Raw genomic sequence first — 24,423 nt, 5'->3', positions numbered from 1 at the left:
TGACGAATCCTCAGCGAATCCGCCGGGCGAGGCCCGCCGGGCGCTAGCCTGACCTCGATGTGGTGGAACCGGAAGAACCCGAAGCCTGCGCCCGAGGCGGCGCCGACGGCCGACGAGGTGCCCTCGACCGTGAACCGCAACGCCCTCCTCCTCGCGGGCCTCGGCGGCGGCGTGCTCGCCGTCTTCGGCCTCGCCGCGATCTCGTCGATCGTCGCCCCGGTCTTCCTCGCCCTCGTGCTGACGATCTGCGCGAGCCCGGTGCGCACCGCGCTCGAGCGCCGCCGCGTACCGACGGGCATCGCCACCGGGGTCGCCATCGTGACCGTGCTCGCTCTCATCGTGGTGTTCGGCTACGCCGTGGCCGTCGCCTTCAGTCAGTTCGCGAGTCTCCTCCCGCAGTTCGCCCCGCAGATCCAGGCCGCCGTCGCGAGCGTGGGCGAGGCGCTGTCGAAGATCGGCATCGGCTCCGACCAGATCTCGGCCGCGATCGGCAGCTTCGACGCGGGGTCGATCGTCAGCGTCGTCTGGGGCTTGATCGGCGGGCTCGCCGGGGCCACGACGACGTTCGTGATCATCTTCACGATGGTGCTGCTCATGGCGATGGACTCGGCGCTGCTGCCCGGGGTGCTCCGCCGGATCGAGCCGCACCGGGCCCTGTTCGTGCATTCCATTCGGGACTACGCGAAGAACGTGCGGCGCTACATGGTCGTCACCACGGCACTCGGCGTCGCGCAGGGCCTGATCAACTGGTTCGTGCTCGTGCTGCTCGGCGTGCCGGGTGCATTCATCTGGGGACTGCTCTCGTTCATCTGCAGCTTCATCCCCAATGTCGGCTACTTCATCGCGATCATCCCGCCGATCGTCTTCGGCGCGCTCACGGGCGGGTGGCCGACCGTCATCGCCGTCATCGTGCTGTACGGCGTCGTGAACGCCGGCGTGCAGTCGATCATCCAGCCCCGAGTCGTCGGCAACGCGGTCGCCCTCAGCCAGAGCATCACGTTCTTCTCGGTGCTCTTCTGGGCGATCGTGCTCGGGCCGACCGGCGCGATCCTCGCGATCCCGCTCACGCTGCTCGTCCGCATGCTCCTCGTCGACACCAACCCGCGCATGCCGTGGATCAAGCCCCTACTCGGCGACAACACCGCGAGCAAGCTGGAGAAGGCCGAGGCGAAGGCCGCCGCGGCAGCCGGCAAGGCCGCCGGCTCCGGCCCCGGCGCCACGGCTGCAGACACGTCGGGCGTGCCCGAATCGGTCGAGGCGGCCGGCGCCGACTCGCCCGACGACCCGGCACCCGCCTCGCGCTGAGGCTCACTCGACGATGCTCGCCGCCATCGGCCACCTGCTCCCGATCGCGATCGCGATGGCGCTCAGCACCGTGCCGATCATGGCCACCATCGTGCTGCTGCTGTCGGCGAACCGGTCGCGCACGGCGCTGCCATTCCTCATCGGCTGGGTCGCCGGACTGCTGATCGTGGTGACCGCCTGCACGATCTTCGCCCAGTTGATCCCGACACCGGGCCTCGGCCTGCGCCCGAACACCGCGATCGGCGCATGGGAGGTCGTCATCGGCCTCGCCCTGATCGTCGTCGCCATCGTGTCGTGGGTGCGATCCCGGCACACCGACCGCACCGACCTGCCGGCCTGGCTCCGCGGGCTCGATCGCCTGGGGCGCTGGTCGGCCGTCGGCTTCGCACTCCTGCTCAACGTGCGGCCGAAGGCCCTGCTGCTCGCGATCGCGGCCGGCCTCGCCATCCGAGCCGAGAACCTCGACGTCGCCGACTCGGCGATCGCGATCGGCGTCTACGCGGTGATCTCGGCGTCGACGGTCGCCGTGCCGATCATCCTCACGCTCGCGGCTCCCCATCGCATGGAGCCCAGGCTGGTCGCCGCGCAGGAGTGGTTGGCACGCAACAACGGCATCGTCGGCTCGGCGATCCTGCTGATGATCGGCGTCGTGGTGCTCGGCAGCGGCCTCAGCCGGTTCTGACCATCGCGACAATCGTTCATCGCGACATCGTTCATCGCGACATCGTTCGCCGCGACATCCGTTCGCCGCGACATCCGCAGTACCCGATCGGCGCGAGACCTCAGCGCGTGATCTCGAAGTTGAACACGTCCTGGTCGAAGTGGTTGTAGGCCTCGTAGTCGAGCAGCTCGTAGAGGTCGGCGCGGTGCTGCATCTCGCCGAGCTTCGACGTGAGGTGGCCCTCGTCGATGATCGTGTCGAGTCCGCGGCCGGCGGCGCCCATGGCGAGGCGGAGCAGCGAGACCGGCCAGATCACGATGTTCACGCCGACGTCGCGCAGCTGGTCGACCGAGAACAGGTCGCTCTTGCCGAACTCGGTCATGTTGGCGAGGATCGGCACGTCGACGGCGTTGCGGATCGCCTCGAACTCGCTGAGATCGCGCATCGCCTCGGGGAAGATCGCGTCGGCGCCGGCGTCGACGAGCGACTTCGCCCGGTCGACCGCGGCCTCCAGCCCGTCGACGGCACGGATGTCGGTGCGCGCCATGATGAGGAAGTTCGGGTCGCGACGGGCGTCGGCCGCAGCCCGGATGCGCTTGATTGCGGTGTTCGCGTCGACGACCTGCTTGCCGTCGAGGTGTCCGCACCGCTTCGGGTTGATCTGGTCTTCGATGTGGGCGCCCGCGATGCCGGCGTCTTCGAGGGTCTGGATCGTGCGCGCCACGTTCATCGGCTCGCCGAACCCGGTGTCGGCGTCGATGATGGCCGGCAGCTCGGTCATGCGCGCGATCTGCTGGCCGCGGCCGGCGACCTCGGTGAGGGTCGTCAGGCCGATGTCGGGCAGGCCGAGGTCGGCGGCGAGCACCGCACCCGAGATGTAGACGCCCTCGAACCCCTTGCGCTCGATGAGCCGTGCCGACAGCGGGTTGAACGCGCCGGGGAACCGCAGCAGCTCACCCGTGGCGAGCCGTTCGCGGAACAGGCGGCGCTTCTCGGCGGCAGGGGTCTGGGAATACAGCATCAGGGGGCGTCCTTTCGCGGGCGACCCGACACGGTTGGAGGCACCGGCGGGCGCATCTCTCAGCCTATTGGTTCGTGCGTCTCAGGAGGCCGGGCGGCAGCGGATTCAGCCGACGATGCGGATGCCGAGGTGCTCGGCCAGCCTGGTCGCGATGAGGGCGACCTGCAGTTCGTCCATGGTCGCGCCGCGCAGGCCCTCGACCCCGGTCACGTCGAGATCGAGCCCCCGAAGGTCGGCGTCGGCGAGCCTGGCGCCCGTGACGTCGAGCGTGCGCACATCGGAGTCGGTGAAGGCCAGCCGCTCGACCCGCGCCCCGCCGAGGTCGAGCTCGTCGACCGTGCAGTCGGTGAACCGCACGTCGCGCAGGGTCGCGCCGCGGAGGTTCACGAACCCGAGATTGCAGCCGACGAAGTGCACCGCCTGCCAGGTGTTCTCGTAGAACTCGACCGACCCGATGCGCGAGTTCGAGACGACGAAATCGCGCAGGGTCGCGCGCGGAGCTCGCAGCACGGGCGCATCCCACCGGTCGAACACCGTCTCGGCGATGTCGGCGCCGCGCAGGTGCACGTCGTGAGCCGAGACGCCCACGATCTCGACCTCCCGCAGGCGGATGCCGGTGAGGTCGCGCTCGGAGAGGTCGCCACCGGCGACCCTGACGCCCTCGAGGTCTGCGCCTGGCACCAGCACCGCGGCATCCGCCTCGTCGAGGTCGGGCAGCAGGATGCGGTCGAGGCGCGGGGCGATCGTGCGAGCCGGCTTGGCCATGGTCAGAGCAGGATCACGATGACGAGGACGAGGACGAGGACGAGGGACGACACCGGTCGATCCTACGGCGCACCGACGACACCTCCGGGGCGCACCGACGACACCTCTGGAAGGATGGAACCGTGAACGCTCCCCGTGCCGCCGGCGTCGGCGTCCTCCTGCCCCGTGACCTTCCCGTCGAACAGGTGCTGCCGTATGCGCGGCGTGCCGAGGAGCTCGGCTTCGACGAGGTGTGGCTCGTCGAGGACCTGGGATTCCGCGGCGGCCTCGCCCAGACGGGCGCCGTGCTCGCGGCGACCGAGCGCATCACCGTGGGCGTGGGCATCCTGCCCGCCGGCGCGCGCAACGCGGCGTTCACGGCGATGGAGCTCAACACGCTCGCGCTGATGTTCCCCGATCGGTTCGTCGCGGGCATCGGGCACGGCATGCCCGTCTGGATGCGGCAGGTCGGCGCGTGGCCGAAGAGCCCGCTGACCCTGCTCGGCGAGTACACGACCGCGGTGCGCACGCTGCTCCGCGGCGAGCCCGGCCCCGCTGCCGGCACCTACGTGAACGTCGAGGGCGTGCAGCTCGTCGAGCCTGCGACCTCGGTGCCGCCCGTGGTGCTCGGCGTGCGCGGCCCGAAGTCGCTCGCGGTGGCGGGTGCGACCGCCGATGGCGTGGTGCTCGCCGAACCGGCCGCGCCGCCGTACATCGCGGCCGCCATCGAGCATATGAAGGGCGTGGCGACGGATGCCGCGCCTCGCCGCGTCGTCACGTACGACGTCGCGGCGGTCGACGCCGACCCGCGGGCCGCCCTCGCTCGGGTGCGCCCGGGTCTCGCGTGGTACGGGGAGCCCGACTGGGCGCCGCACCTCGTGGGGCAGCCGTTCGCCGAGGAGTTCGCACGCCTGCGCGCGGGCTGCGCCTCGCCCGAGGAGTTCGCCGAGCGGCTGCCCGATGAGTGGGTCGCCGAGCTCTCGCTCGCGGGCACGGCCGAGCAGGTGCGCGAGCGCCTGGACGCGCGGTTCGCCGCCGGCGCGACGACGGTCGTGCTCACGCCCGTGGGCGACGACCGGCTCGGCGAGCTCGACCGCTTCGCCGAGGTGCTGCGGGGCTGACTCGCGCCCAGGCCGCCGCGCCGACGCCTCCCCGCGCCTACCCGTCGCCGAAGGCGCCCGCCTCGAACGGCGCTCCCGTCGTCGCTCGGAGGCCCTCGACCGTCTCGCCGGGTGCGAGCGCGATCAGGTGCAGTCCGTCGTCGCGCACGTCGAACACCGCACGATCGGTGATGATGCGGTCGACGACGCCGACGCCGGTCAGCGGCAGGTCGCACGTCTCGACGATCTTCGGCGCGCCGTCCTTCGCCACGTGCTCGGTGAGCACGATGACGTGGGGCGTGCCGGCGACGAGGTCCATCGCCCCGCCCATGCCCTTCACGAGCCGGCCGGGAATCGTCCAGTTGGCGAGGTCGCCGAGCTGCGAGACCTGCAGCGCGCCGAGGATCGCGGTCTGCACGTGCCCGCCCCGGATCATCGCGAACGAGGTGGCCGAGTCGAAGACGCTCGCGCCGGGGGCGAGCGTGACCGTCTGCTTGCCCGCGTTGATGAGGTCGGCGTCCTCTTCGCGCTCGAAGGGGAACGGCCCCATGCCGAGGATGCCGTTCTCGCTCTGCAGGGTCACCGAGACGCCGTCGGGCAGGTGGTTGGCGACGAGCGTCGGGATCCCGATGCCGAGGTTCACGTACTGGCCGTCCTCGAGGTCGCGGCCCGCGATCGCGGCCATCTCGTCACGCGTCCACATGCGTCGCCTCCTTTCGCACCCGCACGGTGCGCTGCTCGATGTGCTTGACGTGGTCGACCACCGCGACGACGCGCTGCACGAAGACGCCGGGGGTCGTCACGCCGTCGGGGTCGAGGTATCCGTCGACGACCTCTTCGGCCTCGGCGATGGTGAGTCGCCCCGCCGTGGCGACGAGCGGGTTGAAGTTCCGCGCGGCGAGGCGGTAGCCCAGGTTGCCCTCGGCATCGGCCCGGTGCGCACGCACGAGGGCGAGGTCGGCGACGATGCCCCGCTCGAGCACGTAGCTCCGACCGTCGAACTCGGCGTCGTTGCGAAGCTCGACCGGCTGGCACGATCACTCCGCGACGCGAAGGACATCGTCGACGAGCTCACCGCCAAGCACGTCAAACTCAGCATCGGAGGCTCTGTCCACGACCCACTCGACCCTGTTGGACGACTGCTGTTCAACGTGCTCGCAATGGTCGCTGAATTTGAATCCGACCTGATCAGGGCCCGAACTCGTGAAGGCATGCAGGTAGCGAAAGCCAAGGGCCGCCTTCGCGGCAAACAACCAAAGCTTTCCGTTCCGCAGCAACGCCATCTGATGGAGCTCCACCACGCCGGCGCTCACACCACAACCGAGCTCGCCGAGCTGTTCAACGTCGCGCGATCTACGGTCTACAGGACCGTCCAGCGTCACGCACGGGCCGAGATCAAACGCTGAAAAGGAGCAGGTCCCGAAAAGGAGCAGGTCCCAGTGAAACAGGATTCGTCAGTAGTGATAACGGGCTTGCAGGACCGTGACGTACCGTTCATCGGCAATGTAGACGAGACGGTTGGCCTCGTCGATTCGCCGTGACCACGCTCCGGCCAGGGCATGCTTCAGGGGCTCGGGTTTTCCGATGCCCTCGAAGGGGTCGTCTCGGAGAATGTCGGCGATGATCGTGTTGATCCGCTTGAGTGTTCGACGATCTTGGGTCTGCCAATAGAGATAGTCCTCCCAGCCTTCGACAGACCACGCCAGGTTCCGGTCACTCAAGACTCGAGGAGTTCGTGCTCGACGACGTCGCCTGCTCGAGCCTGCTCCATGGCGCTGAGGAGCCGCCGCGCGTTCTCAGGGGAGCGCAAGAGATAGCTTGTCTCGACGAGGGAGTCGTACTCGTCCTTCGACATGAGCACTGCGGAGCCCCGCTTCGACGTGATCTCGACCTCGGTCTGATCGAGGTTCACTCGCTCGATCAGGCCGAAGAGATCGCGGCGCGCTTCGCTTGTCGTGATAGCCATCATGCCTCCAAAGTGGTACCACTTATCGTACCACTCCGATCCGCAAGTCGTCGCTGGGTTGAATCGATCATCCGCAGGGGCCTAGAGGAGTCAACAGATCCCCGCCCGTCGCCCGCAAACGGATGGGCTTGCGCGACGTCAAGAAATGGACCGGGCGCGGGCGCATTCGCGACTCCGCGGGCAGCACGAGATCAGCCGTCCCAGACCGCTCGATGCAAATGCTCGGCCTTCCATGAATCTCCGCACACTCGCAGATCGATAGCCAAGCGCCGCGTGGCAACGTTCAGGGAGCTGCGCGCGAATACGCGTCGAGGATCCGATGCTCGGGCTGTTCTCAGCGCCTCGCGTGTCTTCCTTTGAGCCGTGACGTGAGCAGAAGTCCCCCGCCGCAGAGGAGGAGGGCCGCCAGTGCGATCGCGTGAGCTGGATCCACGCCGCTCGCCGCGAGGTCGCCGGAAGAGGAATCACCGTCGGTGGCCGAGGCGCCATCGTCGCCCGGGTCCGAGCTCGGATCGGGGTCGGGATCCGGGTCCGGCCCAGGGCCGGGCCCCGCGGCGGCCACCATCCAGATTCCCTGTGCGTCGTTGTCGGTCGGTGACGCATCGGTGTCGGTGTCGAGGGTCGGCACGACAAGGGGGTTCAAGCGCTCGAAGATCACGTCGTCGAATCCGTCGCCGTCGACGTCGGCCGTTCCGGCCGGTGCGACATAGGCGACGGCGCGCATGGACGTCGTGTCAGCGGGGATGGAGACGATTCGAACGGTGACCTCGAGAGCCGAGCCATCGGCACCCGGCGGGATCTCGCCGCCAGCCACGGCGGTCGTGCCGCTGATCGAGTATCCGGCGCCGCTCATCGAGACGAGTTCGACCGTATCGGGGAGCAGCTGCGTGATGGACCATCCGCTCGGCACCGCCCTGGGGCCTTCGTTGGTCGGCGTGAGCGTCCAGGAGGCCAGGTCGCCGACGCCGAGCACCGCGTCGTCGGGGACGCCCATGACGTGCGCGAGCGAGAGGTCGATGCAGTTCATCGGGTAGAGCACAGGCGCTTCGGACAGTTCGTACACGGCCGCGCCGTCGCCCGCGTAATACGGGTCTCCGTCCAGGAAGCCGGTCGCGCGGCACTCCGAGCCCCAGTCGTTCGGGTCGTCGTAGTCGCGGGCGTCGACGGCGACGGGGCCGTCGACCGGGAGCACGCGAGCCGCCAGGTCGTCCGCCGTGTCCTCGCCGACGACGGCGTTGGCGTAGGTCTGCACCGCGGTGGAGTCAGCCGGGAAGACGTTGCCCGTCGCCAGCACCGGGTCGCGGAGCGATCGCCTGGCCGCGTCCGGAGCGGCCGGGTCGGCCGTTCCGGACGCGATCCACGTGCCGCCGCCGCTGAAGGTGTTCCCCTGCACGCGCACGCCGGACGACGAATACGAGCCGGGCTGGGCGCCGTCCTCCCACAATGGGGCGACGGTGATCGCGACGGCCTCGTCGGACTGGTCGACGGTGTTCTCGGCGACGAGCAGGTCATGCGCGCCGCCCGCGGTGACGAAGTCGGGCTGTCCGCTCGCGGTGTTGCGGAGGATCTGGACGGCCGTGGTGCCCTGCAGCACCCCGATGCCGCCTCCGTTGTCCGTCATGAGGTTGTCGTGGACGACGATGTCGTGGCTGATGCCGTTCTCGGGCGTGGTCACGACGAAGACGCCGACCGCCGCGTTGGAGGTGAACGTCGAGGCGCTCACGTCGAGGTCGGAGACGCTGCGCCCGTACAGCGCCCGCTCGACGACGTTCGCGACCGTGGCGTTCGTCACGGTCGCCCCGGCGGACCCCGAGTAGAAGAAGCCGTACGAGCCGGCGTCGATCGACGCGCGATCGACGTGCACCCCCTGCGAGCCGTAGGCGCGGAGGATCGCGGAGCCCGTCACGGACGTCGGTCCCTCGCGGCCGTGCACGACGATGTCCTGCGCCTGAACGCCCACCGACTGGTGGATGACCAGTGCGGCGCCGGTGATCGTCGCGTCCACGTCGGTGATCGTCGCGTTCTCGGCGCTGAGGAGGTAGACGCCGCTCGACGCGAGCTCCGGACCGACTGCCGTGATGTCGGTGATCGTGATGTCGACGCGATCGGACTCCGGGTCCATCGAGGACTGCGACCCGATGGCGTAGAGGAATCCGGTGGCCGTCTCGCGCTCGACCGTCACGCGTCCGGCGTTGACGAGGTTGATGCCGGTGCCGTTCTCGCCCCAGGTGCCCGCGTCGAGCACGGCGTCCGAGACACGCGCTCCCTGCGTGGAGCCCAGTGTGATGGCCCCGAAGGCGGTGACCCGCGGTGCCGTGATGACCGGACCCGCACCGGTGTTGAGCAGGTGCGTCGTGATGCCGTACATCATCCCCGTGACGGTGGGGGATTCGACCCGGGCGTTCGTCGCCTTGAACACGAGGATGCCGGTCGACTGCGCGGTGCCGGTGCCGGTCACGTCGGCGCGCAGGACGACGGGGTCGGTGGTCGCGCCGAGCGCGATGCCCTCGCGGCTCGCCCCGGCGATGGTCGCGTCGGTGATCGTCGCGCCCGCGCCCGTGTTGGCCGTGCCGGTCCCGATGCCGCGGGAGAATCCGTTGACCGTCACCAGATCGACGACCGCTCCGCTCGAGTTCGCCAGGTCGATGCCGGTTCCGGTGCCCTCGGGCCCCGTGACCGCGACGCCGGTCACCTCGGGCTCGGTCGCCGTGCCGAGCGAGATGCCCGAGGTCGAGGCGATGATCGTGCCGCCGGTGATGACGATATCGCTCGTGGTCGCGGCCGCGGTGGCCATGATGCCCGTCGCGACGCCGCTGAGGTCCGCGTCGTTCACCGTCGCCGCACCGGTGGTGAGGTTGATCCCGTACGACGACGGCTGGCCGCCGCCGTCCATCGTGAAGCCGTCGACGACCACGCCGGTCAGCCCGGCCGCGAGTTGGATGCCGGTCGGCCTGGCCACGGCGTTGGGGTTGCGGATCGTGACGTCCTCGAGCACGGCTCCCGCGGCGGTGACGGTGACGATGGCTCCTGTCGATGCGATGCCGATCTCGACGTCATCGGCCAGGCGGATGCCTCCGCCGCTCACGGTGAACCGGCTGAAGAGGGTCGAGTCGGCGGAACTGTCGAGGGTCGCTTCGCGGCTGACAAGCAGGGCGCCGGTGAAGGCGTAGTCGTTCGGGTCGAACGAGACCGTACCGCCAACCGGCACCGTGTTGAGCGCCGTCTGCAGCGTGACGAGTGCCGCGTCATCCGGACGCTCGTCCGGCGTCCCGATCCAGGCGATCGGAAGGGCATTCGCATTCTGCACGACGCCCAGGCCATCGGGCGGCGGGAACTCCTCGATCGTCTCGTCGGGCACCGGAGCCGGCTCATCCAGGCCCTCGGGAACCGGGCTGTCGTCAGGCGGCGGCGGATCGCCCGTGTCCGGGTCGTCGGGGTCGATCAGCGCGTGCACCGGCCCGGCAACAGCCGGCGCCGCGAACGTCGGAACGGCGGCGGCGCTTCCACCGACCAGCGCGGCACCCAGAAGGGCGCCGATCACGGCGCCCCATCGCCCTCGGCGCGGATTCCGACGACCGTCGGTCATGCTGCCCCCTCGCGTCGACCGGCATCCCCCGATCCGTCGTCGACGAAAACTCAGGTTACCCGAGTTTTCGGCCGCCACGCAGCAACGGCCGATGTCGCGCAAGTGGACCCTCTAGTGCGAGTGCTCCACGACGACGACGAAGTCGAGAGAGGACCCCTCGAGCTCAGCGCCCGATTCGAGGCCGAAGACCGTTCCGTCGTCGTCTGGGTCGAAGCCGCAGAGTGCGCGGCCGCTCGGCACTCGGTCGATGCGAGTCAACTGGCCAGTCTCACGCGCGAGGAGGTGGACAATGGTTCCGCGCACCTGCGTTACCGGAAACCCATCAAGATCGTGATGCGTCTCGTGGAGGGTGCCATCGGCTGCTTCGGAGTAGCACGTCCAATCGACGCGGTCGCCACGACGGACGACGTCGCCACAACAGTGGTGGTCCCAATCACCGATGACGACCTCGACTCGCATGCCACCACGCTACCGAGGGCTGAACAGCGACGCCCGCTCGATGATGGCTCAGCGGTTCGGGCGACTCCGTTACCACAAAGGCCGTGGATTCGGCGCGATGGCGACATCCCCGCGTGGAACCAGCAGCCGCTGCAGGTTGCACGGGAGGATCGGTGGGCGGGTCGCATTCGAGAGCGGTGCCGTGGTCGCATTCGCTGAGCCCACCCCCGCCGACACCGAGAGCGTCGTCCGGGTGCCGTAGTCAGGGCGACGATCGCCGGGCTCTCCTTCGCGGCGCCGCTGGGCCGCCGGCCCGCGGCTCCTTCCGTTGGCGGCTTGCGTTACTGTGCGGCTCTATGTAATGTGTGTCGCATGGTAGCGATCGCGAAGCACGAGCAGGACCTCCGCAAGGGCGTCCTGGTACTCGCCGTCCTGTCTCAGCTGCGCGAGGAGCAGTACGGCTACTCGCTGCGCCAGGCGCTCGCCGAGCGCGGGATGCCCATCGAAGAGGGCACCCTGTACCCGCTGCTGCGACGCCTCGAGTCGCAAGGCCTCCTCGTCTCGCGGTGGAAGGCCGAGAACGGCCCGCCGCGTCGGTACTACGCGCTCAGCGCGAGCGGCGCCGAGCTCTGCCGAGAACTGTCCGCATCGTGGGCTTCGCTCACCACCGTGATGTCCGATCTCCTGGAAGGGGGAGAACGATGAAGCCGGAAGCCCTCATCGAGTCCTACGTCGCCGAAGTGGTCCGATACTTGCCGAGGCGGCTGCGCGACGACGTCGGGTTCGAGCTCCGCTCGCTGCTCACCGAAGAACTGCGCGGGCGCGCCGGCGACGGCGAACCCGACACCGCGACGACGCTCGCCCTGCTCGCCGACTTCGGGCGCCCAGCCGAGGTGGCCGATCGCTACCGACCGGCGGGGTTCACCATCATCCGCCCGGCCGACGCACCTCGTTTCGCCTGGATCGCGCTCGGCGGTGTGGCGATCCAGTGGGTGATCACGCTCATCGCGACCTACACCGCCCCGGCAACCGGTGCCGGGGACGACTGGCTCAGCAGGCTCGGCACCTGGTGGCTGTCTGCAGGGCTCGGGGCGTTCTGGTGGCCGGGCCTGCTCGTCTCGCTGAGCATCGTCGCGGCGGTGATCACGGCACGACGAGGGACGGATGCCTCGGAGTGGACCCCTCGGGCGGCAGCAGGGCTCGACCGCGACCGCATCAGCCGACCGCTCTACGTGCTCGCGATCGCCGGCGCCCTCGTGGGCATCGCGGCCCTGGTCGCCGCGATCAACCTCGCCACCTGGTGGCCGTGGCTGCCGCAGCCGGTCCTCGACGCGTTCGTGATCGACGAGACCTTCCTGACGACCCGGGCTCCCTGGGCCCTGGTGCTCTGGGCGGCGGCCTTCGCGAGCATGATCGCCGTCCTCATCGCGGGGCGGTGGACCCGCACGACCAGGCTGCTCTCCATCGTCGGCAACGTGCTCTGGATCGTCTTGCTCGTCTGGTGGGTCGCGGCCGGTCCGATCTTCGTCCAGCCCGCCGCCGACTCGGTGACCAAGGGATGCCTCATCCTCATCGCCGCGATCTGCGTGCTCGATCTCGTGATCACCGCCCGCCACCTGCGCCGCGGCATCCCCGAGCCGGCGGTCTAGCCATAACTCGCCATCGCGAAGGTAGCGTTGAGGTCAGGTGCGAGTTCGCGCTGAACACGGCGCAAGGAGGAGCTTCAGTGGGTCGTTCTCAGGTCTGGAAGCTCTCCGCCGTCGGGTTGCTGCTCGTGGCGATGAGCGGATGCTCCGCGACCGCGCCGGCAGGCGAGGGCGGCATCGAGATGGCCGTCTCGCAGACCTGCGATGCGGGTTCAGCTCCGGAGTGCGTCTCGGTGAACGGCGAGTACGTGACGCTCATCGAGTCGGACTTCGCTCGGGCCGGGGTCGAGACGGCGAAGGCCGTCGAGGATGGCGGCACCAGTGCGATCGAAGTGAGGTTCGACGACGACGGAGCGGTCGTCTTCCAGGAGTCGACCGCCGAGGCCGCCGCCGCCGCGGGCACCGCGCGCCTGGTGATCAGGGCCGGTGGCGAGGTGTTGTCGGCCGTCACGGTGGTCGAGCCGATGCAGGGCGACACCGCCGTCATCGCCCTTCCGCCCGGCGCTGACGCCGAGGAGCTGGCCGCGGTGATCCGCGGCTCCTAGTCGGCCGGCGGCGGCGTTCGACCACCGCCGCCACCGCATCGCGCCGTCACCCGGCCGGCGCGGCCTGCATCAGGTCGTTGAAGCGCGCGGTCGCGCCGACCTCGTCGGGTCGATGCGCATCGGCACGCGCGCGGGCCCGCGGCACGTACGCCTCGGGGTCGCCCGACTCGAGCGCCGCCATGGTCTCGTCGAGGAACTCCGCGAGCGGCATCGCGCGCGGGTCGACGAGGTTCACGGGCATGAGCGCGGTGCGCGTGTACGGCGGCGCGATCTCGATGATCTCGGGTGCGAGCCCGCCGAGGCGGTACCGCAGCGAGAGCGTGTACGAGTGCACGGCGGGCGACGGATGCCGCTACATCCACTTGCGGCGCTTGAAGACCCAGTACAGCACGACGGCGAACCCGACCATCAGCGCGATCGCCATCGGGTACCCGAAGGTCCAGTGCAGCTCGGGCATGACGTCGAAGTTCATGCCGTAGATCGCGCCGATCAGCGTCGGCGCGAACAGGATCGCCGCCCAGCCCGAGATCTTCTTCATGTCCTCGTTCTGGCGCTGCGCCACGAGCGTGGAGTTCACGTTCAGGATCTGCGAGAGCGCGTCGCGGTACTCGGCGACCCGCGAGTTCGCACGCGTGAGGTGGTCGGAGACGTCTTCGAGGTAGGCCTGCAGCTCGTCGGGGATGTCGTACTTGCCGAAGCCCTCGCGCAACCCGTCGAGCACCTCCGTCATCGAGGAGGTGGCGTGCTGCATGTCGATCACCTCCTGGCTCAGGCGGTAGATGCGCTCGGCGACGGCCGCGTCACCGCTGAACACCTGCCGTTCGATCTGCTCCTTGTCGATCGCGAGGCCCTGCAGCACGGGCGCGTAGCCGTCGACGATCGCATCGAGCAGGCGGTAGACGACCGCCTCCGGCCCGAGCCGCAACAGGTGCTCGTCGGCGAGCAGGGTGCGCTCGCGGCGGTCGGAGCTCATGACCTCGTCCTCGTCGAATTCGGTGCCGTCGGTGCCGTCGATCCAGCGCTTGTCCTGGCAGAGCACGGCGACCGCGCCGGGCCGCACGAGCATGTGGAACTCCGCGAAGTCGACCTCCTCCGACTCGTCGAGGTAGCGGGCCGAGCGCACGACGAGGAAGAGCACGTCGCCGTAGCGATCGAGCTTCGGCCGCTGGTGCGCCTGCAGCAGGTCTTCGACGAGCAGCGGATGCAGGTCCCAGGCCTCGGCGAGCTCGGTGACCTCGATGGCGCTCGGCGCGGGGTAGAAGAACATCGCCATGCGGTCGGGCGCGCCCGCCGCCCCGCTCGGGCGGTCGGCCCCGTCGACGCCCGCCGCGAAGCGCAGCCCGTCGGCGACCGTCGACCCGGCCGGGGCGACCTCGGGGTGGCCGTCGGTGATGTACCGAGTCAGGTGCGACTGCACGGCGGGCAGCGCCGGCTCCGCGAGTCCGGCCGCCCGTCGGCGTCGGAGTTCCATGCGGCGTGTCGGCGGCGCGTCTCCGCGTTCCTGGACCATTCGACACCCTTCCCCCGGCGATGTCCGCCAGACTACGCCCCGACCTTCACGGGGCTTCGCCTCGACGCACGGCGCGAGCCGCGGCATCCGCTCATCGGGCCGGCAGCGCCGGGAACGCCCGTCGGGCGACGACGACCACGACGAGGCCCGCGACCACGAGCACCGCGCCGACGATCGGCACCCACCCGAGCCCGACCCCCGCGAGCACCGCACCGCCGATCGCCGCTCCCCCGCCGATGCCGATGTTCGCCGTGGCGTTCACGAGCGCGCCGATGAGGTCGGCCGTCGCGCCGCGCGTGCGGATCGCGGCGGTCTGGAAGCTCGACGCGATCGCGCCGAATGCCGCACCCCACGCGGCGATCGCGGCGAGCACGCCGATCAGGCCGGGGAACGCGAACCCGAGCGCGACGAGTGCGACGACCATCACGGCGAGCACGAGCAGCAGGCTCGCCCGCGGTCGCCGGTCGAGCGTGACCCCGGCGAACCAGGTGCCCGCCAGCCCGAGCGCGCCGATCACGAGCAGCACGGGTCCGACGCCGGTCGCCGCGAGGCCGGCCGCGAGCAGGATCACCGCGACGTACGTGTAGACCGTGTACTGCCCCAGGTAGACGAGCGCATTCGCGGTCGACACGGCCGCGAGGCGGCCTCGCCGCGCTCGGCGCTCGGGGTCGGCGGGGTCGCCGGCCGGCTCGACGTCGACGGCGGGCAGCAGCACCGCGACGAGCACGAGGGCGATCGCGCAGCCGATCGCGAGCACTCCGAAGGCGACCCGCCAGCCCAGCGCGGTGCCGAGCGACGTCGAGAGCGGAACACCGAGCACGAAGCCCGCGGAGGCGCCCGCGGTGACGAGCGCGAGCGCGCGACCCGTGAACTCGGGCGCGACCAGGCGCGAGCCGTACGCGATGCTCAGCGAGAAGAAGAGCGCGTGCGCGATGCCGCCGATCGCCCGGCCCGCCGCGACCACCGCGAACGACGGCGCGAGCGCGACGACGACGTTGCCGAGCGTGTACGCGCCGAGTGTGGCGAGCAGCAGCGGCTTTCGAGGCAGGTGCCTGGTCCAGAGCGTCAGCGGCACGGCCAGCACCGCGACCATGAACGCGTACACGGTGACGAGCAGGCCCGCGATCGAGGCCGAGACGCCGAGCTCGTCGCCCATGGCCGGCAGCACGCCGACCGGCAGCATCTCGGTCGTCAGGGCGAGGAAGGTCGCGAGGGTCAGCGCGACGATGCCGCCGGCGGCCTCGCGCACGGTTCCGGGGCGCCAGGCGCTCGGGTGACGGATGCCGCTCATACCGCGAGGCTATCGACCACCGACGACGCCCGGCCGAACCTGCGATCGCGAACGCGCCGGATGCGGCGACGCCGACCTAGGCTGGAAGCCCCGCCCCAGCCAGCAGAGGAGACCATCGTGGCGATCCGAGTCGCACCGCAGACGGGCGTCGGCGAGGTGCTCGCCGAGCTCGCCGCCCTCGAAGACCCGAAGGCGCGGGCGATCAACGAGCGCCACGGCGACGACCACGGCGTCAACCTCTCGCAGCTGCGCGCGCTCGCGAAGCGCCTCAAGACGCAGCAGGACCTCGCGGGCGAGCTGTGGAGCACGGGCGACACCCCGGCCCGGCTCGTCGCGATCCTGATCAGCCGGCCGAAGGAGTACAGCGCGGCCGAGCTCGACGCCATGCTGCGCGAGGCGCGCGTGCCGAAGGTGCACGACTGGCTCGTCAACTACGTCGTCAAGAAGAGCCCGCACGTCGAGCACCTGCGCACCACGTGGTTCGCCGATGCCGATCCGATCGTGGCGAGCGCCGGATGGTCGCTCACGACCGACCGCGTCGCGAAGAACCCCGACGGGCTCGACCTGTCGAAGCTGCTCGACCTCATCGAGGCGCACATGAAGGATGCACCAGACCGGTTGCAGTGGTCGATGAACGAGTGCCTCGCGAACATCGGCATCCACCACCCCGCGCTCCGCGCCAGGGCCCTCGCCATCGGCGAGCGGCTCGAGGTGCTGAAGGACTACCCGACCCCGCCGAACTGCACGTCGCCGTACGCGCCGATCTGGATCACCGAGATCGTGCGACGGCAGGGCACGCCCGCCTGAGACGTCACCACGACGTCGTCGGCACCGGAGCGGGCGACGGCAGCGGCTCCGGACCCGGCCCATGCGGGGCACCGGGCACGCCCTCGGGGTCGCAGTGCTCGACGGCGAGGTTGTGTCCGTCCATCACCGAGTAGACGTAGTCGAACGGGTAGTCGAGGGTGATCGTGCCGGGATTCGCCCACACGTCGAAGACGTGCGGCATCGTTCCGGCCGGGCAGGTGCCGACGTACGCCCCGAGCGCCGTCACGACGAGCGGCTTCACGCAGAACAGGTCCGAGCGGGCGCAGCCCCCTGACGGAGCCGGAACGGGTTCGGCCTCCCAGTCGTCTGCCTCCGATTCGGCCGTCGTGCGCGCGAGCGCCTGAACGTGGCTCGCCACGGCGGACTCGACGGCCGCGCGCATCGGCGTGAAGGTCGCGGCGAGTCCCGTCCGGTCGTTCTGCGCCGCCAGGCGCACGGCGCCCACCGTCTCGCGGGCCGTCTGAAGCACGACCGGGTCGGCCGAGGTCGCGCCCGCGATTCGCGCGTCGGCATCGACGGCGAGCCGCTCGACGAACGCCGGCACCGCAGCGTGGGTCGCGGATGCCGCGTCGATGACCTCCGCGGCCTCAACCCCGGCGAGCGCCGCGTCGAGGGCCGCCACCGCCGTGCCCACCTCTGCGAGCAGCGCCGCATCGGCGAATCCGGCGAGGTCGCGGACCGCAGCCCGCAGCGGCAGCGCGGCCTCGAGCGCCGAGCGTCGCGCACCGGCGAGGGCCGTGCTCGCGGCGGAGTCGCGCTCGGCGGAGTACACCGCGACCGGTGCGACGGGGTCGGCCGCCTCGGCGTCTTCGGGGGCGACGATCGTGAACCCGACCCACAGGGCGAGGGCGACGAACAGCACCGCGAACACGGGGCCGACATCGCGCACGAGGTTCTGCTTCAGGGTTCGGGCGGGTTCGGGCGCAGGGGGCGCTTCCGGCATCGGGGGCTCCGTGGAAAGAAGGGGTCGGGTCCCGCACGAGCGCGGTGCGCCGAGCCTATCGCTGCGCGGCGGCACGGCGCGAACCGGGCTCGGCCCCTCCGCCGACGGGCGTTCAGGCCGCAGCGCGTGCGACCTCGGTGATCCGCCCGTCGACCAGGTGCACGACGCCGTGCATGCGCGGCAGGTGTACGAGGTCGTGGGTGACGAGCAGCGTCGACGTGTTGCGTTCGTCGGTGAGCCTCAGGATCAGCTCGATGATGCTCGCACCGCGCTCCTGGTCGAGGGCGCTCGTGGGTTCGTCGACGAGCAGTACGCTCGGGTCGTTCATGAGCGCCCTGGCGATGTTCACGCGCTGCCGCTGCCCTCCCGAGAGCTGGTGCGGTCGCTTGCCCCGTTGATCGGCGAGGCCCACGGCGTCGAGGAGTTCGTCGGCCCGAGCCGAGGCGGCACCGCGGTTGCGGCGGCTGTGCTTCGCGCCGAGCTCGTTCATCACCGTGAGCTGCTCGGTCGCCGTGAGGGAGGGCAGCAGGTTCGACTGCTGGAACACGATGCCGATCCGGCTGCGCCGCAGCTCGGTGGCCTCGCCCGCGTCGAGCTGCGTCGCGTCGACATCATCGATCAGCACGCGGCCGGCATCGGGTCGGATGAGCGTCGCGGCCACGGCGAGCAGGCTGGACTTGCCCGACCCGCTCGGGCCGGTGATGCCCGTGACGGTTCCGGGGTGCGCGGCGAGCGACACCCGGTCGACGGCCGTGAGCCGCCCGTCGCCGTCGGGGAAGGTCAGGGTGATGGTGTCGAGGGTGATCATCGGTTGCTCCCGAGGGCGGTCAGTGGGTCTGCGGAGGTGACGGAGCGGAGCGCGAAGCCGGCTCCGGCGAGGCCGAGCACGATCATGATGACGGCCGGCAGGAGGGTGGTGATCGGGCTGAGCAGGAACGGCAGGGCGCTGCCGCCGACGAGCACGCCGAACAGCGAGACCACGGCGAGGCCCACCCCGATGCCGAGCGCGAGCACGACGAGCGCCTGCCCCAGGGCATCCCGCACGAGCGACCCCGTGCTCGCCCCGAGGGCCTTGAGCACGGCGATGTCGCCCTTGCGCTGCATCGTCCAGACGGTGAAGAACGCGCCGATGACGAGACCCGAGATGCCGAACAGCATCGCGACCATGAGCAGCAGCGAGCCGATCTCCGACTTGAAGGCGCTGAGCGCGAGCAGGGATCCGAGGGTCGTCTTCGAGACGGTGCCGTTCGCGGCGTCGGCGGTGTCCCAGTCGGGGTCGCCGCTCACGGCCAGCACCGTGGCATCCGCCCCCGGATTGCCGGTCGCCGCGGCGTAGGACTGCCAGTCGGCGAGCGTCAACTCGACGACCGGGGTGTGGCTGTACCAGGCGTCGCCCCCGATCGTCTCGACGGTGTACGCGGTGCCGGCGATGGAGATCTCGTCACCGGTCTCGACGCCGAGGTCGTTCGCGGCGGGCGTCGAGAGCCCGACGCGTCCGTCGGCGGAAGGGGCCGTGGCGTCGAACCCGGGCTGCACCCCGAAGACGGCGATCGCCGTGCGCACGTCTCCGGCCTCGGCGCTCGTCTGGCTGATGCCGATGGGCTCGACGCCGCTCACGCCGGGAACGGCGGCCCAGTCCTCGGCCTGCTGCGCGGTGACGGCGGAGTCCGAGAAGCTCGCGGCGTCGGAGCCGTCGGCGGGCGCCGAGAACACGATGCGGTCGCCCGGGATGGCGAGCACGGCCGAGATGTTCTGCGTGGCGAGACCGCCGGTGAGCCCGCTGAGGAACCCGACGAGGATGGTGATGAGCGCGACGACCGAGCCGATGAGCACGAATCGGCCCTTGGCGAAGCGCAGGTCGCGGATCGCGACGAACATGTGGAGTCCTTTCCGGCCACCCGATGGGGCGGCACGACCACCTGACGAGGTGGCATGTCCCACTCTTCTCGCGGGGCGCGGCCGCGTCATCCGCACTCCGCACACGATTCGGCGGGCGAACGGATGACCCGGGAATCGTCCTTTCGAAGGGTGCCGCCGCCGCGGCCTGCCCGTAGAGTCGGCCCCATGGCCCACACCGCGTTGACCCCGGTCTTCGTAGGTCTGCGAACCGGGCTGCACGTGCTGTTCGCGGCCCTCACCGTGCTCGTGATGGTGCGCGCGATCCTCGCCCCGACCGAATCCAGCGGCCTGGTCCTCGCGATCTCGGCGGTGCTGCTGCTCACCTACGGTCTGGGCGGCGTGGTCGCTCAGCCGCGCGACCGCGCGCACGAGGGGGCCTCACCGGGCACACGCGCGGGCTCGCACCGGCGGATCGCCCCGTTGATCTGGCTCGCGGCGCTCAGCCTCGAGTGGGTCGTGCTGGTGTGGCTCATCCCCGAGGCCGCCTACCTCGTGTTCCCGATGTTCTTCCTCTTCCTGCACCTGCTCGGCCGCTGGTGGGGGTCTGCCGCGATCCTCGGTTCGACGATCATCGCGATCTGCGCACTGGGCCTGCACGGCGGGTGGACGATCGGCGGCGTCATCGGCCCGCTCGTCGGCGCCGGGGTCGCGCTCCTCATCGGGCTCGGATACCAGGCGCTCGCCCGCGAAGCCGCACAACGCGAGGCCCTCATGGACGAACTGCTCGCGACACGCACCCAACTCGCGACGACGGAGCACGAGTCGGGGGTGCTCGCCGAGCGCGCACGGCTGGCCCGCGAGATCCACGACACGGTGGCGCAGGGGCTCTCGAGCATCCAGATCCTCCTGCACGCGGCCGAACGCGCCGACGGCGAGCGGCCCGGCATCGAGCACATCCGGCTGGCCCGCGAGACCGCCGCCGCGAACCTCGCCGACGCGCGTCGCTTCATCCGAGAGCTCACCCCGCCCGACCTCGACGACCACGGGTTCGGCGGAACGCTGCGCCGTCTCGCCGAGACGCAGTGGGCGACCGACGGGCTCGAGGTGCGCGTGCGCGTCTCCGACCAGGTGGCGTTGCCGATGCAGTTGCAGACCGCACTGCTCCGCATCGCGCAGGGGGCGATCGCGAACGTCATCCAGCACGCGCACGCATCGGTCGCGACGATCACGCTGGCCGTCGAGAACGACGAGGTGCTCTTCACCGTGGTCGACGACGGCGACGGGTTCGATCCGCGGCAGAGCACGGACGCCGACGGCCGATCGGACTCGTTCGGCCTGCGGGCCACACGAGAGCGCGTGGAGCAACTCGGCGGGGTGCTCGCGATCGACTCCGCACCGGGTCTGGGCACGACGCTGGCCGTGACCATCGCCCTCGAGGGAGTCGCATGATCCGCATCGTGATCGCCGACGACCACCCCATCGTGCGAGCCGGGCTCGTCGCGCTCTTCGGCCAGGAGCCCGACGTCGAGGTCGTCGCCGAGGCCGCATCGGGCGATGAGGCCGTGCGCGCCGCGGAGCGCGAGAATCCCGACGTGGTGCTCATGGACCTCCAGTTCGGCGCGAACGGCGGCACCGGGGCCGACGCGACCCGGCGCATCCGGTCGCTCAGCGCCCCGCCGTACGTGCTGGTGCTCACGAACTACGACTCCGACGCCGACATCCTCGGCGCGGTCGAGGCCGGCGCGAGCGGCTACCTGCTGAAGGACGCCCCGCCGCACGAGCTCCTCGCAGCGGTGCGCGCCGCCGCCGCGGGCGAGAGCGCCCTCGCCCCGGTCATCGCCTCACGACTGCTCGACCGCATGCGGGCACCGTCGGTGAGCCTGAGTTCACGCGAGATCGAGGTGCTCGAACTCGTCGCCGCCGGGCGGTCGAACACCGCGATCGCCGCCGAACTGTTCGTCAGCGAGACCACCGTGAAGTCGCACCTGGCGCACGTCTTCTCGAAACTGGACGTGTCGTCGCGAACGGCCGCGGTCGCCGAGGCCCGTCAGCGCGGCATCCTGCGCTGACGCCGCGCCGAGCGCGACGCGGGCTCAGCCCTGACCGGCCGGCCCCGCCCGCCCGATGCTGGTCCAGCTGCCCGAGCCGGGCTGGGCGGATGCGCCCGGCGTGGCGCCGCCCTTCAACGCCTGCAGTTGACGCTCGATCTCGGCCTGCGCCGAGATGACGGCCAACTGACGCTCGATGTCGGCGTCGGGCGCGGCCGTGAGGTCGGTCAGGGCGCCGCTCGCGAGCAGTTCGTCGGTCGCGGCCGCGCGGGCCTGCATCTGCGCGACGCGGTCGCGTGCGCGATCGAGGCTCGACCCGACATCCGTGATGCTGTTGCTGATGCCCGAGACCGCCTCGTTGGCCTTCACCTGCGCCGCGGAGGCCGTGTAGGTGGCCTTGATGGTCTCCTTCTCGATGCGGAACGCGGCGACCTGGTCGGTGAGCCGGCGCTCGCGCTCCTGCAGCTGCGCGGTCTGGCGGTCGAGCGAGGTGAACTGCTGCTGCAGCGCCGCGACCTGGCTCTCGAGCATCGCGCGGCGTTCGAGCGCCGCCCTGGCGAGGTCTTCGCGGCCCTGCGCGAGGGCCTCGGCGGCCTGGGATCCGAGTCGCTGGTAGCGCGCACCCATCTCTTCGCCCTGCAGCTCGATGCGCTTCTTGGCGGTCGCGACATCGGCGACGGCGACGCGCACCTGCTGCAGGAGCTTGACCTGCTGGTCGTAGCTGTCGTCGAGGGTGTCGCGCGGGTCCTCGATGCGGTCGAGCGCCTTGGTCGTCTTGCTGCGGAAGATCGTGCGCACTCGCGCGCCGTTGCTGCTGCTGCTGCTCATGGTCGGTTCCCCTTGTTTCGAACGGTTGAAGCTGATGGCGGCGTCCCCGCGCCCGTGCGGCCGTCGAGCCGGTTGAGCGCCTGCAGCTCGTCGATGCCGGCGCGCAGAGCGGCGACCTCGCGATCGACCTCCGACCTGAGCGCGGCCAACGAGTCGTCGGTCGTGCCGGAGAGGCCGGATGCCACGGCGGACCGCACGTGGCGCACGAGCTGCTCGACCTGGTCGACGCGTTGGCGTGCGGCGGGCAGCTCCTGTGCGAGCACCCCGCCGTCGTGCTCGGACTCCATGAGGCGCAGCTGCAGGTCGAGCACACGGCCCTCTTCGGCGATGCGTCCGAACAGCCGCGGCAGCTCGCTGCGCGACGCTCCGGGGACGAGTTCGACGGCCGCGCCGCCGCTGCGGAGCGCCTCGTCGAGGCGGACGCGCAGTGCGAGCACCGAGCGCTGCGGGCCTCGGCTCATCTTGGCGCGGGCCCGCAGGGTCGCACCGCTCACCGCCCGATCACGCCGGATTCGCCGCACGACCGAGCGCACGACCATCACGAACACCACCACGGTGCAGATCGAGAGCAGCACGATGCCTCCGAGCACGCTCAGCACGACTTCGATGCCGGTCACTGGCACCACCCCCTGGTCACCTCGACGATCTCGTCACGAACGCGATATAACGCGTGTCGCAAAGATACCCCCGAATCGTCAGAAACGTGAGTGTCGGGTTCGGATTCGCAGGCGGCGCGCAGGTCGAGCGGTACGGTGCCCTCGACGCCGCGGCGCTCAGCGTGCTCGCGCAGATCCGCGGTGAGAGGCCCGCCGTCGACGGCATCATGGTCGAGACCTCGGTGGTCTGGCGCGAATCGGCCTGACGGGTCAGCCGCCTGCGCGCCGCCCGGTGCGCAGGCGCTCGACGGTCTCGCCGGCCGCCGCGGCGACGAGCACGAGCGCCGCCAGCACGCTCATGGGCAGCGGATCCAGCAGCGGGCTCGCTGCCGCCAACGCACCGAGCAGCGCGAGCCCGGCCAGTTGCGAGCGCATCCAGCGTCCCTCGACCACGCGACGGAACAGCAGCGTGCCGCCGAGGAACAGCAGCGGGCCGCCGATCACCGTCACGGCCGCGGCCACGCTCCGCTCGTGCGGGTGCGCCAGCACCTCCTTGTCGCCGACCCCGAGCAGCACGATGCCCGCGACGATGATCAGGTGCACCCACGAGTACGCCGTGCGGGCCAGCCGCGCCGGCGCCTCGTGCGCGGCGACCGCCTCCGGTCCGACGCGTTCGCCGTGGTCGAAGTAGATCCACCAGCACGCCGCAGCCGCGACGAACGCCGTCACCAACGCGATCGCCACCTCGACCGAGGCCTCCGAGTCCACCACCTGGAAGCCCGTGACGAGCAGTCCCTCGCCGAGCGCGATGAGCACGAAGAGCGCCGAGCGCTCGGCGATGTGCCGGCCCGAGACATCCCACGCCCCGACCTCGACCCGGCCGAGCCGCGGCACCGGATACCCGAGCACGCTGCCGACCAGCTCGATGCCGAGGGCGGCCGCCCAGAACGGCAGCTGCGCGGACAGGGGCAGCAGGGCGCCCACCAGCCAGAACACCGAGCCCGCGACGGTCCACACGAGCACGCACGAGAAGTCCCTGGCGAGCGCCGCGTCGTGCCGTGCGGCGGCCAGCACGATGAAGATCGCGCGACCGAGCTGGAGCACGACGTACGCGATGGCGAACGCCCACGCCCGATCGCCGAACGCCTCCGCGATCGACACGCTCAGCACGAGGGCGACGAAGGCGAGCGCGATGACCGCGCCGCGCACCGGCAGCTTCATCGGGTCGAGCCAGTTCGTGAGCCAGGTCGCCGAGATCCAGGCCCACCACAGCGCGGTGACGGCGAGCGCCCCCTCGAAGGCTCCGAGCGGCGTCTGGTTCGCGTACAGGTAGGTGCCGAGCTGCGTGAGCCCGAACACGAACACCAGGTCGAAGAACAGCTCGACGTACGTGACCCGGTCGGCCCGCTCCGAGTCCGCGGGCCTCAGCAGATCGCGGCGGAAGCCGATGCTCGCGGTGGTGCCCCGTCGATCGCCCGAATCGCCCATCGACGCATCACCTCCGGAGCCGAGCGTAGCGGCCCCTGAG

At 70.8% G+C, this 24,423-nt stretch carries 27 protein-coding genes and 1 pseudogene; 11 read left to right on the top strand and 17 right to left on the bottom strand.

The features are described 5' to 3' along the window. Positions 1–57 precede the first annotated feature (57 nt). Positions 58–1,305 carry an AI-2E family transporter gene (locus ATC03_RS03870; protein ID WP_067873319.1) on the top strand — a complete coding sequence of 416 codons (1,248 nt, stop codon included), beginning with the start codon at positions 58–60 and terminating at the stop codon, positions 1,303–1,305. A gap of 13 nt (positions 1,306–1,318) precedes the next feature. After that, complete coding sequence (locus tag ATC03_RS03865; protein ID WP_067873316.1) at positions 1,319–1,987, top strand: GAP family protein; 669 nt, start codon at positions 1,319–1,321, stop codon at positions 1,985–1,987. Between the two features lie 100 nt (positions 1,988–2,087). On the opposite strand, the gene prpB is transcribed toward ATC03_RS03865, so the two are convergent. Beyond that, positions 2,088–2,987 (bottom strand): methylisocitrate lyase, encoded by a 900-nt coding sequence (prpB, locus tag ATC03_RS03860; RefSeq protein WP_067873311.1) that lies wholly within the window; start codon positions 2,985–2,987, stop codon positions 2,088–2,090. A gap of 105 nt (positions 2,988–3,092) precedes the next feature. After that, positions 3,093–3,752: a pentapeptide repeat-containing protein gene (locus tag ATC03_RS03855; protein ID WP_067873307.1), complete on the bottom strand. Its 660-nt coding sequence runs from the start codon at positions 3,750–3,752 to the stop codon at positions 3,093–3,095. 122 nt (positions 3,753–3,874) lie between these two features. Here ATC03_RS03855 and ATC03_RS03850 point away from each other — a divergent pair, with 122 nt between their 5' ends. After that, entirely contained in the window at positions 3,875–4,852 is a 978-nt protein-coding gene (locus ATC03_RS03850) for an LLM class flavin-dependent oxidoreductase (RefSeq protein ID WP_067873304.1), read from the top strand. 37 nt (positions 4,853–4,889) lie between these two features. Here the strand turns inward: ATC03_RS03850 and ATC03_RS03845 are convergent, their stop codons facing one another. Both ATC03_RS03845 and ATC03_RS03840 read right to left on the bottom strand, forming a co-directional pair. Then, positions 4,890–5,534 (bottom strand): 3-oxoacid CoA-transferase subunit B, encoded by a 645-nt coding sequence (locus ATC03_RS03845; RefSeq protein WP_067873301.1) that lies wholly within the window; start codon positions 5,532–5,534, stop codon positions 4,890–4,892. Beyond that, positions 5,521–5,835, bottom strand: a pseudogene (locus tag ATC03_RS03840) (CoA-transferase); the annotation flags it as partial. The gene ATC03_RS03845 and the pseudogene ATC03_RS03840, both read right to left, overlap by 14 nt. On the opposite strand from ATC03_RS03840, the gene ATC03_RS19715 reads away from it, so the two are divergent. Then, the gene (locus ATC03_RS19715) at positions 5,758–6,237 is read left to right on the top strand and encodes a recombinase family protein (protein ID WP_084003679.1); all 480 of its coding nucleotides are present in this window, start codon (positions 5,758–5,760) and stop codon (positions 6,235–6,237) included. The pseudogene ATC03_RS03840 and the gene ATC03_RS19715 overlap by 78 nt on opposite strands. 48 nt (positions 6,238–6,285) lie before the next feature. On the opposite strand, the gene ATC03_RS03830 is transcribed toward ATC03_RS19715, so the two are convergent. The 4 genes from ATC03_RS03830 to ATC03_RS20155 form a co-directional block, all read right to left on the bottom strand. Continuing rightward, positions 6,286–6,552 (bottom strand): Txe/YoeB family addiction module toxin, encoded by a 267-nt coding sequence (locus ATC03_RS03830; RefSeq protein ID WP_067873295.1) that lies wholly within the window; start codon positions 6,550–6,552, stop codon positions 6,286–6,288. Further along, positions 6,549–6,797, bottom strand: coding sequence for a type II toxin-antitoxin system Phd/YefM family antitoxin (locus tag ATC03_RS03825; protein ID WP_067881340.1), 249 nt, complete (start codon positions 6,795–6,797; stop codon positions 6,549–6,551). Before ATC03_RS03825 ends, ATC03_RS03830 begins: the two co-directional genes overlap by 4 nt. Before the next feature lie 334 nt (positions 6,798–7,131). Beyond that, on the bottom strand, positions 7,132–10,383 hold the full coding sequence (locus ATC03_RS03820; RefSeq protein WP_084003270.1) for a right-handed parallel beta-helix repeat-containing protein: 3,252 nt from the start codon (positions 10,381–10,383) through the stop codon (positions 7,132–7,134). A gap of 111 nt (positions 10,384–10,494) precedes the next feature. Continuing rightward, positions 10,495–10,842, bottom strand: a complete 348-nt coding sequence (locus ATC03_RS20155) for a DUF6578 domain-containing protein (protein ID WP_152030859.1) — start codon at positions 10,840–10,842, stop codon at positions 10,495–10,497. A gap of 351 nt (positions 10,843–11,193) precedes the next feature. Between ATC03_RS20155 and ATC03_RS03815 the strand changes: the two genes are divergently transcribed. The 3 genes from ATC03_RS03815 to ATC03_RS20495 all read left to right on the top strand — a co-directional run bounded on the left by ATC03_RS03815 (position 11,194) and on the right by ATC03_RS20495 (position 13,012). After that, positions 11,194–11,526 (top strand): PadR family transcriptional regulator, encoded by a 333-nt coding sequence (locus tag ATC03_RS03815; RefSeq protein WP_067873289.1) that lies wholly within the window; start codon positions 11,194–11,196, stop codon positions 11,524–11,526. After that, a complete protein-coding gene (locus ATC03_RS03810) occupies positions 11,523–12,470 on the top strand; it encodes a hypothetical protein (protein ID WP_067873287.1) in 948 nt (315 codons plus the stop codon). Before ATC03_RS03815 ends, ATC03_RS03810 begins: the two co-directional genes overlap by 4 nt. Before the next feature lie 77 nt (positions 12,471–12,547). Beyond that, positions 12,548–13,012, top strand: a complete 465-nt coding sequence (locus ATC03_RS20495) for a SecDF P1 head subdomain-containing protein (RefSeq protein ID WP_067873284.1) — start codon at positions 12,548–12,550, stop codon at positions 13,010–13,012. 46 nt (positions 13,013–13,058) lie between these two features. Here ATC03_RS20495 and ATC03_RS03800 read toward each other — a convergent pair whose 3' ends face one another. The 3 genes from ATC03_RS03800 to ATC03_RS03790 all read right to left on the bottom strand — a co-directional run bounded on the left by ATC03_RS03800 (position 13,059) and on the right by ATC03_RS03790 (position 15,813). Next, entirely contained in the window at positions 13,059–13,346 is a 288-nt protein-coding gene (locus ATC03_RS03800) for a Rossmann-fold NAD(P)-binding domain-containing protein (RefSeq protein ID WP_067873281.1), read from the bottom strand. Between the two features lie 18 nt (positions 13,347–13,364). After that, complete coding sequence (locus ATC03_RS03795) at positions 13,365–14,483, bottom strand: magnesium and cobalt transport protein CorA (RefSeq protein ID WP_198168766.1); 1,119 nt, start codon at positions 14,481–14,483, stop codon at positions 13,365–13,367. A 130-nt stretch (positions 14,484–14,613) separates the two neighbouring features. Continuing rightward, positions 14,614–15,813: an MFS transporter gene (locus ATC03_RS03790; protein WP_067873275.1), complete on the bottom strand. Its 1,200-nt coding sequence runs from the start codon at positions 15,811–15,813 to the stop codon at positions 14,614–14,616. A 117-nt stretch (positions 15,814–15,930) separates the two neighbouring features. Here ATC03_RS03790 and ATC03_RS03785 point away from each other — a divergent pair, with 117 nt between their 5' ends. After that, on the top strand, positions 15,931–16,620 hold the full coding sequence (locus ATC03_RS03785) for a DNA alkylation repair protein (RefSeq protein WP_227820227.1): 690 nt from the start codon (positions 15,931–15,933) through the stop codon (positions 16,618–16,620). A gap of 4 nt (positions 16,621–16,624) precedes the next feature. Here ATC03_RS03785 and ATC03_RS03780 read toward each other — a convergent pair whose 3' ends face one another. The 3 genes from ATC03_RS03780 to ATC03_RS03770 all read right to left on the bottom strand — a co-directional run bounded on the left by ATC03_RS03780 (position 16,625) and on the right by ATC03_RS03770 (position 19,462). Further along, a complete protein-coding gene (locus ATC03_RS03780) occupies positions 16,625–17,584 on the bottom strand; it encodes a hypothetical protein (protein WP_067873272.1) in 960 nt (319 codons plus the stop codon). Between the two features lie 112 nt (positions 17,585–17,696). Beyond that, complete coding sequence (locus ATC03_RS03775; protein ID WP_067873269.1) at positions 17,697–18,392, bottom strand: ABC transporter ATP-binding protein; 696 nt, start codon at positions 18,390–18,392, stop codon at positions 17,697–17,699. After that, a complete protein-coding gene (locus ATC03_RS03770) occupies positions 18,389–19,462 on the bottom strand; it encodes an ABC transporter permease (protein WP_067873267.1) in 1,074 nt (357 codons plus the stop codon). Before ATC03_RS03770 ends, ATC03_RS03775 begins: the two co-directional genes overlap by 4 nt. Before the next feature lie 186 nt (positions 19,463–19,648). Here ATC03_RS03770 and ATC03_RS03765 point away from each other — a divergent pair, with 186 nt between their 5' ends. After that, complete coding sequence (locus ATC03_RS03765; protein WP_067873264.1) at positions 19,649–20,872, top strand: sensor histidine kinase; 1,224 nt, start codon at positions 19,649–19,651, stop codon at positions 20,870–20,872. Further along, a complete protein-coding gene (locus ATC03_RS03760; RefSeq protein ID WP_067873261.1) occupies positions 20,869–21,492 on the top strand; it encodes a response regulator transcription factor in 624 nt (207 codons plus the stop codon). Before ATC03_RS03765 ends, ATC03_RS03760 begins: the two co-directional genes overlap by 4 nt. A gap of 24 nt (positions 21,493–21,516) precedes the next feature. Here the strand turns inward: ATC03_RS03760 and ATC03_RS03755 are convergent, their stop codons facing one another. Continuing rightward, a complete protein-coding gene (locus ATC03_RS03755; RefSeq protein ID WP_067873258.1) occupies positions 21,517–22,299 on the bottom strand; it encodes a PspA/IM30 family protein in 783 nt (260 codons plus the stop codon). Then, positions 22,296–22,916: a hypothetical protein gene (locus ATC03_RS03750; protein ID WP_067873255.1), complete on the bottom strand. Its 621-nt coding sequence runs from the start codon at positions 22,914–22,916 to the stop codon at positions 22,296–22,298. The genes ATC03_RS03755 and ATC03_RS03750 overlap by 4 nt, the downstream gene beginning before the upstream one ends. Positions 22,917–23,002: 86 nt before the next feature. On the opposite strand from ATC03_RS03750, the gene ATC03_RS20490 reads away from it, so the two are divergent. Beyond that, positions 23,003–23,161 carry a hypothetical protein gene (locus ATC03_RS20490; RefSeq protein ID WP_156997199.1) on the top strand — a complete coding sequence of 53 codons (159 nt, stop codon included), beginning with the start codon at positions 23,003–23,005 and terminating at the stop codon, positions 23,159–23,161. Positions 23,162–23,165: 4 nt separating this feature from the next. Here ATC03_RS20490 and ATC03_RS03745 read toward each other — a convergent pair whose 3' ends face one another. Next, the gene (locus ATC03_RS03745; protein ID WP_084003268.1) at positions 23,166–24,383 is read right to left on the bottom strand and encodes a low temperature requirement protein A; all 1,218 of its coding nucleotides are present in this window, start codon (positions 24,381–24,383) and stop codon (positions 23,166–23,168) included. Positions 24,384–24,423 lie beyond the last annotated feature (40 nt).

The sequence above is a fragment of the Agromyces aureus genome (genome assembly GCF_001660485.1).
GTDB classification, from domain to species: Bacteria; Actinomycetota; Actinomycetes; order Actinomycetales; family Microbacteriaceae; genus Agromyces; species Agromyces aureus.
The sequence above is the reverse complement of the archived record's forward strand: the minus strand, read 5'-3'. Positions and strand labels throughout refer to the sequence as shown.

Coding starts and splice junctions, on each gene's coding strand:
- ATC03_RS03870 (WP_067873319.1), top strand. CDS start 58: ATGTGGTGGAACCGGAAGAACCCGAAGCCTGCGCCCGAGGCGGCGCCG.
- ATC03_RS03865 (WP_067873316.1), top strand. CDS start 1,319: ATGCTCGCCGCCATCGGCCACCTGCTCCCGATCGCGATCGCGATGGCG.
- prpB (WP_067873311.1), bottom strand. CDS start 2,987: ATGCTGTATTCCCAGACCCCTGCCGCCGAGAAGCGCCGCCTGTTCCGC.
- ATC03_RS03855 (WP_067873307.1), bottom strand. CDS start 3,752: ATGGCCAAGCCGGCTCGCACGATCGCCCCGCGCCTCGACCGCATCCTG.
- ATC03_RS03845 (WP_067873301.1), bottom strand. CDS start 5,534: ATGTGGACGCGTGACGAGATGGCCGCGATCGCGGGCCGCGACCTCGAG.
- ATC03_RS03825 (WP_067881340.1), bottom strand. CDS start 6,797: ATGGCTATCACGACAAGCGAAGCGCGCCGCGATCTCTTCGGCCTGATC.
- ATC03_RS03820 (WP_084003270.1), bottom strand. CDS start 10,383: ATGACCGACGGTCGTCGGAATCCGCGCCGAGGGCGATGGGGCGCCGTG.
- ATC03_RS20155 (WP_152030859.1), bottom strand. CDS start 10,842: ATGCGAGTCGAGGTCGTCATCGGTGATTGGGACCACCACTGTTGTGGC.
- ATC03_RS03815 (WP_067873289.1), top strand. CDS start 11,194: ATGGTAGCGATCGCGAAGCACGAGCAGGACCTCCGCAAGGGCGTCCTG.
- ATC03_RS03810 (WP_067873287.1), top strand. CDS start 11,523: ATGAAGCCGGAAGCCCTCATCGAGTCCTACGTCGCCGAAGTGGTCCGA.
- ATC03_RS03795 (WP_198168766.1), bottom strand. CDS start 14,483: ATGGAACTCCGACGCCGACGGGCGGCCGGACTCGCGGAGCCGGCGCTG.
- ATC03_RS03790 (WP_067873275.1), bottom strand. CDS start 15,813: ATGAGCGGCATCCGTCACCCGAGCGCCTGGCGCCCCGGAACCGTGCGC.
- ATC03_RS03780 (WP_067873272.1), bottom strand. CDS start 17,584: ATGCCGGAAGCGCCCCCTGCGCCCGAACCCGCCCGAACCCTGAAGCAG.
- ATC03_RS03775 (WP_067873269.1), bottom strand. CDS start 18,392: ATGATCACCCTCGACACCATCACCCTGACCTTCCCCGACGGCGACGGG.
- ATC03_RS03770 (WP_067873267.1), bottom strand. CDS start 19,462: ATGTTCGTCGCGATCCGCGACCTGCGCTTCGCCAAGGGCCGATTCGTG.
- ATC03_RS03765 (WP_067873264.1), top strand. CDS start 19,649: ATGGCCCACACCGCGTTGACCCCGGTCTTCGTAGGTCTGCGAACCGGG.
- ATC03_RS03760 (WP_067873261.1), top strand. CDS start 20,869: ATGATCCGCATCGTGATCGCCGACGACCACCCCATCGTGCGAGCCGGG.
- ATC03_RS03755 (WP_067873258.1), bottom strand. CDS start 22,299: ATGAGCAGCAGCAGCAGCAACGGCGCGCGAGTGCGCACGATCTTCCGC.
- ATC03_RS03745 (WP_084003268.1), bottom strand. CDS start 24,383: ATGGGCGATTCGGGCGATCGACGGGGCACCACCGCGAGCATCGGCTTC.